A 12,422-nucleotide genomic window follows, 5' to 3' on the forward strand; every position below is an offset into this window, starting at 1 on the left:
CTATCCCCCAAGATAGAACGTTCTAGTTATGTCATTATAAATTGGGAAAGCACAATGCCAATTTGAGTAAACGTTTTTCTTCCTGCTTCCCGGTTCGGCAGTCCATCTATTAAGACAGCAGCATATAAAGTGTTACCGCCATATTTCATGATTACACAATCATGCTCAACCCCTGGCAGTTCACCTGTTTTGCTGGCAATCTGGATTGCCTCCGAATCTAGCGAATCACAAAGCTTATTCTTAAATTGCTGTTTTTCCAAAATATTAAAAGCTTGTATGGAGCTTTCTTTCGTTAAAAAATTCTGTTCATCTATGGCTCTTAAACACCACACTATATCACTAGCTGTTGTGTGATTGTCCATTCCTTTTTGAGCTGCATCAAGATCCATCATCTTTCGGTTGAGCTCTGTGCCCTCAAGAGTATGATCCTTTATACACTGATTAATCTTATTCATCCCAATACGGTCGATTAACATATTGGTTGCGGTATTATCTGAAACAATGATCATTAGTGCCAGTAGATCGACTATTTTCAATTTCAAATCATCCGATAACGCCTGTAGAACCCCAGCTCCTCCTACTCTATGAGCAGCCTGAACAGGTAAATACTCCTGAAGGTCAAGCGCCCCCCTATCATATTGACGAAATCCCTCTAGCAAAATAGGTATTTTAATGAGGCTTGCTGACGAAAATCGATCATGAGGATTTATTTCTATCCGATCCTCACCTGTTTCAATAACCAAACCAACTCTTCCATCGCATTGAGCAGCAATCTCTGAAACCTTCTTTTTTACCTTTTCAATATCCATCTTACTCTCTTGCCCTGATCGTAACAGCTACTTGAGAGCCGTTAGAATCACCCACTACATTTTTGTTATATAAGTGGCAGGCTACAAAATGATTCTCTTCAACCTCTTGCCACTCAGGCTTTAACTCTGCACAAGCCCCCATCGCATATGGACAGCGGGTTCTAAAAACGCAACCACTAGGCGGATTAATCGGGCTTGGCAGCTCTCCCTGCAAAATAATACGTTCACGCCTGTCCTCTACATCCGGATCCGGAATAGGGATAGCTGATAATAGAGCAGAAGTATAGGGATGAAGGGGATTTTTGTATAGATTAGCACTCGCCGTTAATTCCACAAGATTTCCTAAATACATGACCCCTATCCGATCACTGATATGCTTAACCATCGATAAATCGTGAGCTATAAATAAATAAGTTAACCCCTTTTTCTTTTGCAGATTTTTCAGCAGGTTCACAACTTGAGCTTGAACAGAAACATCGAGAGCTGAAATTGGCTCATCTGCGATTATGAAATCAGGATCTAATGACAGCGCTCGGGCGATGCCAATTCTTTGTCTTTGTCCGCCGCTAAATTCATGCGGATATCGGTTCGCGTGATCTCTGTTAAGTCCAACATCCTCTAATAATTGGTATACCCTTTCTAAACGCTCATTTTTATCTCGATATAACCCGTGGACTTCCATCGGCTCTGAGATGATCTCTCTAACTGTCGAACGCGGATTCAACGAAGCATATGGGTCCTGAAAAATCATTTGCATCTTCCTATGAAAAGCAAATCGTTCTTTCTCGTTCATCTTATGGACATTTTTTCCTTCAAAAATAACTTCACCGTCAGTCCGATCATATAATCCAATAATCGTGCGTCCAGCTGTTGATTTTCCGCAGCCGGATTCACCTACTATTCCAAACGTTTCTCCCTTTTTTATATAGAATGAAACATCGTCTACCGCTTTTAAGATTTGTCCTTTTCCTAAAGAAAAATGTTTTTTAAGATTCTTCACTTCTAACAATGTTTCATTAGCCATATCTATTCCCCCGTCTCTTGCCAATAGCGTCTAGCTGCACATAATTCCTTTTCATAAATGGTGTTTTCTAAATTGATTATTTCAATGCTCTTGCCTGTATTTGGCGAGTGGAGTAATTTACCTTCTCCATAATAAATTCCTACATGATGAATACTCCCTTTACCTTCTTCATAGGCAAAGAACAGCAGATCGCCAGGCTCTATCTGATCCAACTCTATCTCTTTTCCTGATGCTGCCTGATCATGGGCATCACGCGGGATTATATACCCATTTGCCTTACACATGGAGTAGCTAAAGCCTGAACAATCATAACCGAAGCTGCTCATTCCGCCCCATAAATAAGGCAAATGCAGAAATTGTTCACCCGCTTTTACAATACTGTTTCCGTCGCCTTTAGTCTGATCATGAACGGAATTATATTGAATAACCCCATCCGTTCTTAAAAACCCTTCTCCCTCAGGTGTTTGGACCCGCAGCCATTCGCCTTCTGCACTTAAAACCGGCAGGACTGTTTGATAGCTTAGTGAAATCATAGGGGCATAGTCATTCCCGTAAAGAGTTCCCTTTTTTTGATTGACTACAGCAACAGAACTCTCTTCAAGCTTCCAGTCCTGTTTATTAACAAGCTGAGCTTTTGGGATCCAGCCTGGATAACCTTCGCTATTTTTTGAAGATGCTTGATCAGGGACGATAATATGGGCCCAACCGGCTTTTTCCTCTATAACGAGAACCTCTTGCCCATATAACACTTGAGTTTGAACTAGATTTCGATTACAGAGTTCTAGCCTAGTTTCATAATTTAATCCATTAAGCCATAATTCTACATCTCCTGGACATTCTATCGCCTCTTTGTCTATTTCCCTTGTACTGTCATAAGATGTCCAGACGGTGGCAACAGCTGCATTTACGAGCCATTTATCTTGAATTTCCAAGTGAAATCCCTCCTTCAATATGAACATGACGGATCCCTAATCCCGGCTCTGATGGAAGCATTATTTTTCTGCCGTTGTATTTTATCCCACCTTCTACAAGTTCTTTTGCCAGCATTAACGGTGCATCAAAATCAAATCGGGTAATATTTTTCTTACTTGCAGCAAAATGGGCAGCAGCTGAAATTCCAACCTTAGTTTCAATCATGCTCCCTACCATACATTCCATCCCGCATACTTCAGCAAGCTGATTGATAATTTGAGCCTGGTAGATCCCGCCAGATTTCATCAGTTTAATATTAATTAAATCAGCACTTCTCGTTTTAATGACTTCAAAGGCTTGCCGAGGCGAAAAAACACTCTCGTCTGCCATAATTAATGTATCCACATGATCCGTAACTTGCTTAAGACCTGCAATATCCCAAGCTTTAACAGGCTGTTCAACAAGTTCAATATTAAAGTCCATGTCCTCCATTTTACGAATAGCATGAATGGCTTCCTTTGGTGACCAACCCTGATTAGCATCAAGGCGGATTTTTATTAAGCCTCCAACACGTGCTCTGATTTCACGAATACGATCCATATCGGTTTGAATATTGTCTTTGCCAACTTTAACTTTGAGGACGTCAAACCCATTCTGGACATAAGCGACCGCATCCTCTCCCATTTCCTCTGGTCCGTTTACACTAACAGTATAATCTGTTTCAATTTCTTCTTTATGGCCACCTAAAAACTGATAAAGCGGGAGCTTGCATTGCTGTGACAGGCAATCATACAATGCCATATCAATAGCAGCTTTCGCACTTGAATTACCAATCAATATCAATTGAATTTCTTGAAAGATCGCCTCATAGTTTAATAGGTTTTTCTGTTCTAAGTAAGGCTTTAATACGTTGTGAATGGCCGATTCAATACTCGATAATGTGTCGCCAGTTATGACAACGGTTGGAGGGGCCTCCCCCCAGCCGATTACTCCGTTATCACATGTAATCTTCACCAAAATTGATTCAGCTGTATGGACAGTGCGCAGTGCTGTTTTAAATGGCTTTATAAGTGGTATCGCTACCCTGTATGTCTCGATTTTGTCTATTTTCATATATACCACCCTTTAATAATTGTTCAAAAAAGGGATAAAAAGCTATCCTTTTTCAAACTTACCGAATTCCGCTTTCAATGGTTAATTGCTTTGTGGCCGTATCTATTTCTGCCTTTGTCCCAAGGGGTATAGAGATATGCGGGAAGCAGTGGCCAATTTTAAATCCCTTTATAGCAGGTTTATTTGCTAGGAATGTATAATGCTCAATAACTTCATCAAGACTTAATGAAAGCTCCCTCTCAGGAATACAATTATTAAAATCTCCAAAAATCAGTCCTGCTGCATCATAAAGCTTTCCTGCCATATGCAATTGATTAAGCATTCGATCTATTGAACGCGGCTCTTCATTAATATCTTCAAGTAGTAAGAGCTTGCCTCTCGTTTCAATCTCAAATGGAGTTCCAATCGTACTTGCAATAAGGGTTAAATTTCCTCCAGTAATTTCTCCGCTAGCTCTTCCTTCAATAAGAGTCTCTAACGGCGCAATCTCTTCGGAATATTGAATTGTAGTAGGTTTGAATAATTGCTTAAAGAATTCCTTCGATAAAGGATCAACATCCTCTTTTCCCATATCAGAGGCAAGCATCGGTCCATGAAAAGTAATGAGACCTGCTTGCTGGCGAATAGCTGTATGCAAAAAAGTAATATCACTGTAGCCCCAAAAGATTTTCGGGTTCTGTTTAATTAATTCATAATCAATTTGTGAGGCAATTCTTCCTGTCCCGTATCCTCCCCCGGCACAGATAACGGCCTTTACCTCTTGATCCTCAAACATCATATGTAAATCTGCTAATCTATCTTCATCTTTTCCCGCTAAATAACCATATTGATCATAAACATGTTTTCCGACCTTTGCTTTTAACCCTAGTTCCTCTAGGAAATGAAAAGAACGATGTAAATTCTCTTGATTTGGCGGACTTGCTGGTGCAATAATACCAATGGTGTCTCCAGCCTTTAATGCTTGAGGCTTTGTCAACATGCTGTCACATCCCTTTTGATTTTTAAGGTTTCCCCTTAAACCATATTCAAAAAGTCACCTTGTATTCTTTCTAAAAAAGGGATGTTCATCCGGAACATCCCTTTTTTATCATTTCATTCTTACTTAACAGGTGCTTCCTTTTTTAGTTCTTATCAGCCCATTTAAGCTCTAAATAACCGACTGGATGACGGACGATGCCAGTAACTGCTTCATTTTGCAAATAAGCTTGATTGTAGAAGTACAGAGGAACGATTGGCATTTCTTCAAATAGAATTCTCTCAGCTTCGTACATCATTTCGTATCGTTTTGCTTCATCCGCTTCATTTTTAGCATCTTTAATTAATTGATCATATTTCGCATTACTCCAACCTGTACGGTTCATAGAAAGACCAGTCTGGAAGTTTTCTAAGAAGTTGATCGGATCAGCATAGTCTGCAAGGAAAGAACTGCGTGAGAATTGGAATTTCAATGCCTTTTGGTCCTCAGCAAATACGTTCCATTCCATGTTCGCAAGCTTTACTTCAACGCCAAGATTATCTTTAAACATTTGCTGAAGCGCCTCTGCAATTTTCTTATGGGCATCACTAGTACTATATGTGAGCGTTACTTCCGGAAGTGTTGTATAGCCTTCCTCTTCCATACCTTTTGCTAAAAGTGCTTTCGCTTCTTCAATATTTGTCTTTACTAAATCACCAGCTGTTTCACGGAAATCTTTTCCGTTTGCATCATTAAAGCCATAAGCTACAAATCCATATGCTGGCTTTTCGCCTTTTTTCGTTACATATTCAACAATTTGCTGTTGATCAATTGCCATAGCAAAGGCTTTACGGATATTAACGTTTTGGAACGGCTCCATTGTCACATTAAAACGGTAGAAGTAATCTCCTGCCTGACCTTCAACTTTAACCTTTCCTTCTGCAAAAAGCTGTTCAGCTAAATCAGCTGGCACATCGGATGTATCAAGGTTACCTGTTTGGAACATTTGATAAGCTGTATTTGTATCATCAATGATTGCCCAATGAACTTTATCAAGCTTTACAGTAGCAGCATCCCAGTATTTATCATTCTTTTCCATAACAAAATGGCTGTCGTGCTCCCATTCTGTTAAGTTGAAAGGACCATTCCCCACGAAAGTTGCTGCTTCAGCAAACCACTTTGGATTTTCTTTTGCTACCTTCTCATTGATTGGGAAAAAGGCTGGGTTTGTAATAACGCTTAAGAAATATGCTTGCGGGCTAGTTAATGTCACTTCGAATGTTTTATCATCAATTGCTTTTACTTTTACATCATCTGCTGAACCTTCGCCGTTATTATAGGCTTCAGCCCCCTCGATGAAATAGCCTAGGAATGAAGCTGGAGATCCAGTCTCAGGATCTAATAAGCGCTTCCATGCAAATACAAAGTCACCGGCTGTTACATCATCACCATTTGACCATTTTGCATTATCGCGAATATGGAACGTATACACTTTTCCATCATCAGAAACATCCCACTTTTCAGCAGTAGCTGGCTCCGGATCATGATTTGATCCTAAACGGGTTAAACCTTCCATCAAGTTATTCAAGGCACTCCATGAAACAGAATCAAATCCAATTGGAGGATCAAATGATGTTGGTTCCATGTCGTTATTAAGGTAAAGAACCTTCTCAGTAACTACTTCCTCCTTAGTTCCTTCATTATCATTGTCTTTTTTTGCAGGTTCTTCAGTTCCTGCATTCTCCTTTGCTGTACAGGCTGCAAGAACAAAAATCATTAGCCCAGTCAGCAAAAGTGATAAAAACTTTTTCATCTCATTTCCCCCTTTTAATAATTGGTCTTTTTCTATTATTCTCAGCTATATGATAATCGCTGATAGAAAAGAACTTTCAAAGGCGTCTCCGCTAGCTTGATTTAGATACGAATCACCCTCTAAAAGATCTAAATCTACTTCACACTTGCTAGCATCTTCATGGCACGTTCATCCTGAAGCCAGCAATCTACATGATGCTCTTTACTTAGATGGGTTTTAAACGGATATGCCCGTTCGCAAACTTCCATTGCGTAGCTGCATCTTGCTGTAAAAGGACAGCCTGCTGGAGGTGAGAACAAGTCTGGCGGCGTGCCACCGATTGGGATAAGGTCTGCCTCCTCCAGGTCCAATCGAGGTACTGAATTAAGCAAGCCTTTTGTATATGGATGCTGTGGGTTATAGAATATTTCCCTTCTTGATCCAGCCTCAACGATCTTACCTGCATACATAACTGCGATACGATTAGCCACTTGAGCAACAACGCCAAGATCATGAGTAATAAGAATAATAGAAACTCCTGTTTTCTTCTGAATGTCTCTAAATAAATCAAGTATTTGTGCCTGTATCGTTACATCTAATGCCGTTGTAGGCTCATCCGCAATCAATATTTCCGGCTGGCAAACTAGGGCCATTGCAATAACAATCCGCTGTCTCATTCCACCGCTAAACTGATGAGGGTAGTGGTTTAATCTTTCCAATGGATCAGGGATACCAACAAGCTCAAGCATTTCTAAGGCCATTTTTTTAGCCTCTTGCCTTGAAATAGATTCATGCTGCAGAATTCCTTCTATAATCTGTTCGCCAATCTTAATCGTTGGATTCAGAGCGGTCATCGGATCTTGGAAGATCATCGATATATCTGCTCCACGAATATTTCTCATCTGCCGCTCTTTTAATTTTGTTAAATCAGTTCCTTTAAAATTGATAGAGCCTTTTATTATTTTTCCTGGCGGATTTGGTATTAACCGCATGATGCTTTGGGATGTAACACTTTTTCCACAGCCGGATTCACCAACAATTGCAAGTGTTTCCCCTTTATATAGATCGAAGGTAACCCCTCGGACAGCCTTCACTTCTCCGCCAAATGTTTTAAATGAAACGTGGAGATCCTTTACTTCGAGAACTTTTTCCATGATGTTACCTCCTTAACTTCGGATCAAGCGCATCCTGAAGTCCATCCCCGAGAACATTAAACGAAAACATCGTTAAAGAAATAAAGAATGCCGGGAAGAATAGTCTCCACCAATGACCTGATAGAATAGTAGACAAGCCATCACTTGCCATCGATCCCCAGCTAGCATATGGAGGCTGTATACCTAAGCCAAGGAAGCTTAGGAAAGCCTCAGCAAAAATAGCGGACGGAACTGTTAAAGTCATTTGAACGATAATTGGCCCCATTGTGTTTGGCAGCAAATTTTTCCTAATAATCCTTGCAGTTTTGGACCCAAATGTTTTAGATGCCAGGACAAACTCATAGTTTTTTATTTGGAGAACCTGCCCTCTGACAATTCGAGCCATTCCAATCCATCCTGTTACGGTTAGGGCGACGATTATTGTAAACAAACCGGGTCCCATAACAACACTAATTAAAATGACGATAAGCAAGTATGGAAGTCCATACAAAATTTCAATAATTCTCATCATGACATTGTCTGTTTTTCCGCCTTTATAACCTGCTACTCCTCCGTATACAACCCCTATGATAAAGTCGATTAATGCAGCGGCAATTCCAACAAATAAGGAAATTCTCGCTCCATACCACGTTCTTGAAAACACATCTCTTCCTAATTCATCTGTTCCAAACCAATGCTTACTTGATGGCGGTAAATTTTGGTTGATTAACTTTTGCTCTGTTACATCATGAGGCGAGATCATCGGACCAATGATCGCCATAATCGTTAGAAAAATTAAGAACGTAAGTCCCGCCATTGCTAATTTATTCTTTAATAAACGCCTCCAAGCGTCCTGCCAATAGCTTTGGCTTGGTCTAACAACCGCCTCAGCCTCTGCTTGATTATTAGATTTCGGGACAAACCAATCATCCGGAATGTCTGCTGCAATATGATGATCATGCTGTTTTCTTAATTCCATTAGCTTGCCTCCTTTTTATGAAGCTTAATTCGCGGATCTAGAATTCCATAAGCAATATCCACTAAAAATAGCATGATGATCAAAATGGTACTGTAGAAAACCGTTGTTCCCATGATGACCGGATAATCTCGCTGATTGATGCTTTCCACGAAATATTTTCCCATTCCCGGGATAGCAAATATCTTTTCAATAACAAAGGTGCCGGTTAAGATACTGGCTGCTAAAGAGCCTAATACCGTAACAACTGGCAAAAGCGCATTTCTGAGTGCATGCTTAAAGACAATTTTCACAGGGGATAATCCTTTAGCTTTTGCAGTTCTTATGTAATCCTGCGTTAGCACTTCGAGCATACTGGATCTAGTTAATCTGGCGATAATCGCCATCGGGCCTGTTGCAAGTGCTAAAGTAGGGAGAATCATATGCTTTGGACTTACCCAGGTTGCAACAGGAAGAATGCCAAGATTAACAGCGAGCTGCTGGATAAGAAGAGTCGCCATTACAAAATTCGGGATGGAGATTCCGAGCACCGCAATTGTCATAGCTAAATAATCGATAATGCCGTTATGCCGAAGAGCGGCAATGATTCCTAATGTGATCCCAGATAATACTGCAAATATTAACGTGACCATTCCTAGCTCAAATGAAACTGGAAATCCTCTCCCGAGCATATCATTAACAGTTTGGGATGATTTTTTTATAGATGGTCCAAAATCTAGAGTCGCCACTGATTTTAAATACATTCCATATTGAACATAAAGCGGCTTATCGAGATGATAGAACTTTTCCAAATTGCGCTGAACCGTTTCATTCGTTGCTCTTTCCTCATTAAATGGTGAACCTGGAACAGAATGCATCAGGAAAAAAGTGAGTGTAACGATTAGCCAAAGTGTTACTATCATGGCAATGAGGCGTTTTACAATGTATGTTGTCATTAATAACACTTCCTAACAGAATGATGTTCTCATAGCTAATTCCACCATTACCAGCATTGCTTTATAAGCTTCTAGAATATCCTTGGCTTGATAGCGCACAATTGTTGAGTTTTCCTCAATCTCGGTTCCCGGCATTAAGGATGCCCATTCTGCCTGCCCGTAATTGGCAAACTCAATTCGTAAAAGTGGATTTTCTGGCGGTGCAAGCGGTTTCACTAAATCCCGATTTTTTAAAGCCTCTTCCGTTTTTTCTCTCAGAAGCTCGCCAGCCTTTGCTGGAGTTAAGGATTTTACCGCTGACCGGGTAATCGTTTCCTTCACGATAGCTGTTGTGACATTAGGTATGAGCTGCTCTGCCTCTAATGCAGCCCGGTCGTCTCCTGCAACCATTAGTACCGGAACTCCGTAGTAGCCAGCCACATAAGCGTTGAGGCCCATTTCTCCAACTGCTACATCATTTATATACATATTTCGAACTCCGAAAATCATAGAGTGGGACATAGCTCCCTTCATTGAAGCCCTGGCATGGTAACCGATAAACATGGCCCCAATGAAGCTTGAATCCAATGCCTGAACCATTGAAAATGGCTTAACATCTCCCACTATGACTTGGGCATCTGGGTGAAGATGCTCAATTAAAAGATTATTCATTTTTGAGTGGCTGTCATTCACAACAACCTCCGAACATCCTTCATTAAAAGCTGATGTAATAACATGATTCGCTTCTTCCGTCATAATCCTGCGGCTGCGCTCGTAATTATGCTTTGAAGAATCAACATGTGTATAATCAGCCAGCCCTGTAATCCCTTCCATATCAACAGAAATATATAGCTTCATTCGTAAACCCCCATTTTTATAGTTAAGTAGTATGAGTAAATATATTTATTCATTCTTATTCCGATTGACCTGAAAAATAGAATCATAGTTAATGGAATCTTTCCTATTTTCAAGTCATAAAGCACCCAATAAATTAGATAAAAAAATCCAGCTGCCAGAGAAAAACATCATCTCTAACAGCTGGATTTAATCTGCGTTTGACAGAAAAAGCAGCTTATTTATTCATTATTTGTGCATATTTAATATTCGCGTTTTTGAAGGCTACCATCAAAGCCTTTTGAGATGATCCAAAATAGCGCTGTTCAATTTCTTCAAGCACTTGATTTACATTCAAAATCGATTTTCCTGTAAACAGTGACTTAACAAATAAGGATGTTAGCGCAATTGTAGATGAGCATTCAGCATCTACAATTTCATGGTTATCTCTATTTACTACTAGTCCAATAAAAAATTGGTTATATTTTTGCATAATCGGATTGTTCAAGGATGTCTTGCTGTCTCCAATAATATAAACAGTGTTTTGCTGAAACATGAACATGCCTCCTGCAGAGCAAGGATATCACATGAGGTGTTTATGCGGATAACATAAACATTCATTGTGATGCATAGCCCTTATTAGGATTGTAATACAACAAGGAAAGCATGACAACCATTTTAAAAGATTTTTCTAAATATTTTATTAATTACTTTCACCTTATAAATCTAATTTTTCTCCTGAATAACTAATTCCTTGGCATGCTGAAGAAGCTGTTCCCCTGACAGCAAACTCTCGCCGCCTCCTTGTGCGAACTGGTCGCTGCCGCCGCCTTTTCCATTGATTAATCCAAGCAAAGCACCGGAGACCTTCTTCATACTACTCGTAACTTCGGAACCTCGAGCACAAACAAATTGAAGCTTGCCGTTCAGCTCATTTGCAAGAAAAACAACCGCTTCATTTGATTCTGCTGCGATTGAACGTCCTAGCTTTTGCAGCTCCTGAATGGATCGATTTTGAAACACTTCACAGATCACTTTTCCTTTTTCCGTGGACTCTGCATGATTCAGCAGCTCTTTCGCCTCATACGACAGAAGCACTTCTTGAAGGGCTTCCAGTGATTTTTCCCGTTCTTTTCCACTATCAATCAGTTTTTTCGCAGCAGCGGCTAAGTCCAGCTCCGGCGCATTTAATAAATCTGTTAATTCCTTAATTACTTTTTGTTTTTGGTGAAGCTGAGATATAACCCTTCCTCCACAAACAAACTGTACCCGGATTTTATTTTTTTGCCGTTCCCAGTCTAAAATTTTGATAGCTCCTACTTCTGCAGTAGTTTTTGGATGTGTTCCGCCGCAGCCATTATAATCAAAGTCAGGAATAATGACGAGGCGGATATTTTCTGTAACTGCTAGTTCTTTTCGTAATTGATAGTTAACCAATTCTTCCTCTGCTACCCACTTTGTTTCAATTGGCCTTCCCTCTAAAACAATTTTGTTTGCAAGCTGCTCTGCCTCTATTACTTGGCTCTCAGAAAGCTGGTCAATGTCCAAGTCAATTGTTACAGTTTCTCTTCCTAAATGAAAACCTATAGTCGGAATATTAAAAAGCTCGACAAAAGCTGCGGTTAATATATGCTGGCCTGCATGCTGCTGCATAAAATCGAACCGGCGGGCCCAATCAATCTGACCTTGGACTTCATTCTGTGAACCTTGCCATTCCTTTTCTAAATAATGACGGATCTCTCCATTTACCTCTTCCACATCAATAACCTTTACATCATCGATATAGCCGGTATCATGAGGCTGTCCCCCACCAGTTGGATAGAATGCCGTTTCATTTAAAACGACGTATTGTTTTCCTTGCTCATCTATTTCTTGTTTTAGGACATGAGCTCTAAAAGTGTGCATATATGGGTCCTTGTAATATAGCTTGTTTTCCAATAGCTTTATCTCCTTTGGTTAA

The 12,422-nt window shown here is 40.1% G+C and carries 12 protein-coding genes; all 12 read right to left on the bottom strand.

Translation table 11 applies throughout. The features are described 5' to 3' along the window. Positions 1-26: 26 nt before the first annotated feature. A complete protein-coding gene (locus tag H0173_RS04560; protein ID WP_221845074.1) occupies positions 27-809 on the bottom strand; it encodes a serine hydrolase in 783 nt (260 codons plus the stop codon). Position 810: 1 nt separating this feature from the next. Next, on the bottom strand, positions 811-1,833 hold the full coding sequence (locus H0173_RS04565; protein ID WP_221845076.1) for an ABC transporter ATP-binding protein: 1,023 nt from the start codon (positions 1,831-1,833) through the stop codon (positions 811-813). Positions 1,834-1,835: 2 nt separating this feature from the next. Continuing rightward, positions 1,836-2,765 (bottom strand): C40 family peptidase, encoded by a 930-nt coding sequence (locus H0173_RS04570; RefSeq protein ID WP_260631026.1) that lies wholly within the window; start codon positions 2,763-2,765, stop codon positions 1,836-1,838. Further along, positions 2,749-3,858: a dipeptide epimerase gene (locus H0173_RS04575; RefSeq protein ID WP_221845083.1), complete on the bottom strand. Its 1,110-nt coding sequence runs from the start codon at positions 3,856-3,858 to the stop codon at positions 2,749-2,751. Before H0173_RS04575 ends, H0173_RS04570 begins: the two co-directional genes overlap by 17 nt. 58 nt (positions 3,859-3,916) lie before the next feature. Then, positions 3,917-4,837 (bottom strand): S66 peptidase family protein, encoded by a 921-nt coding sequence (locus H0173_RS04580; RefSeq protein WP_221845085.1) that lies wholly within the window; start codon positions 4,835-4,837, stop codon positions 3,917-3,919. 142 nt (positions 4,838-4,979) lie between these two features. Next, on the bottom strand, positions 4,980-6,626 hold the full coding sequence (locus H0173_RS04585; RefSeq protein ID WP_221845087.1) for a peptide ABC transporter substrate-binding protein: 1,647 nt from the start codon (positions 6,624-6,626) through the stop codon (positions 4,980-4,982). 134 nt (positions 6,627-6,760) lie between these two features. Next, positions 6,761-7,759, bottom strand: coding sequence for an ABC transporter ATP-binding protein (locus H0173_RS04590; RefSeq protein WP_221845089.1), 999 nt, complete (start codon positions 7,757-7,759; stop codon positions 6,761-6,763). Positions 7,760-7,763: 4 nt separating this feature from the next. After that, positions 7,764-8,717, bottom strand: a complete 954-nt coding sequence (locus tag H0173_RS04595; RefSeq protein ID WP_221845099.1) for an ABC transporter permease — start codon at positions 8,715-8,717, stop codon at positions 7,764-7,766. Further along, the gene (locus H0173_RS04600) at positions 8,717-9,649 is read right to left on the bottom strand and encodes an ABC transporter permease (protein ID WP_221845100.1); all 933 of its coding nucleotides are present in this window, start codon (positions 9,647-9,649) and stop codon (positions 8,717-8,719) included. Before H0173_RS04600 ends, H0173_RS04595 begins: the two co-directional genes overlap by 1 nt. Positions 9,650-9,661: 12 nt before the next feature. Further along, a complete protein-coding gene (locus tag H0173_RS04605; protein ID WP_221845101.1) occupies positions 9,662-10,486 on the bottom strand; it encodes a M55 family metallopeptidase in 825 nt (274 codons plus the stop codon). Positions 10,487-10,700: 214 nt separating this feature from the next. Beyond that, positions 10,701-11,018, bottom strand: a complete 318-nt coding sequence (locus H0173_RS04610; protein WP_221845102.1) for a DUF3870 domain-containing protein — start codon at positions 11,016-11,018, stop codon at positions 10,701-10,703. 170 nt (positions 11,019-11,188) lie between these two features. Continuing rightward, positions 11,189-12,400 carry an alanyl-tRNA editing protein gene (locus H0173_RS04615; RefSeq protein WP_221845103.1) on the bottom strand — a complete coding sequence of 404 codons (1,212 nt, stop codon included), beginning with the start codon at positions 12,398-12,400 and terminating at the stop codon, positions 11,189-11,191. Positions 12,401-12,422 lie beyond the last annotated feature (22 nt).

Source organism: Bacillus sp. S/N-304-OC-R1 (assembly GCF_019749375.1).
GTDB lineage: Bacteria > Bacillota > Bacilli > Bacillales > Cytobacillaceae > Cytobacillus.

Excerpts from the sequence above, each read along its gene's own strand:
- H0173_RS04585 (WP_221845087.1), bottom strand. The coding sequence starts at position 6,626 with ATGAAAAAGTTTTTATCACTTTTGCTGACTGGGCTAATGATTTTTGTT.
- H0173_RS04565 (WP_221845076.1), bottom strand. The coding sequence starts at position 1,833 with ATGGCTAATGAAACATTGTTAGAAGTGAAGAATCTTAAAAAACATTTT.
- H0173_RS04600 (WP_221845100.1), bottom strand. The coding sequence starts at position 9,649 with ATGACAACATACATTGTAAAACGCCTCATTGCCATGATAGTAACACTT.
- H0173_RS04580 (WP_221845085.1), bottom strand. The coding sequence starts at position 4,837 with ATGTTGACAAAGCCTCAAGCATTAAAGGCTGGAGACACCATTGGTATT.
- H0173_RS04590 (WP_221845089.1), bottom strand. The coding sequence starts at position 7,759 with ATGGAAAAAGTTCTCGAAGTAAAGGATCTCCACGTTTCATTTAAAACA.
- H0173_RS04605 (WP_221845101.1), bottom strand. The coding sequence starts at position 10,486 with ATGAAGCTATATATTTCTGTTGATATGGAAGGGATTACAGGGCTGGCT.
- H0173_RS04575 (WP_221845083.1), bottom strand. The coding sequence starts at position 3,858 with ATGAAAATAGACAAAATCGAGACATACAGGGTAGCGATACCACTTATA.
- H0173_RS04610 (WP_221845102.1), bottom strand. The coding sequence starts at position 11,018 with ATGTTTCAGCAAAACACTGTTTATATTATTGGAGACAGCAAGACATCC.
- H0173_RS04595 (WP_221845099.1), bottom strand. The coding sequence starts at position 8,717 with ATGGAATTAAGAAAACAGCATGATCATCATATTGCAGCAGACATTCCG.
- H0173_RS04560 (WP_221845074.1), bottom strand. The coding sequence starts at position 809 with ATGGATATTGAAAAGGTAAAAAAGAAGGTTTCAGAGATTGCTGCTCAA.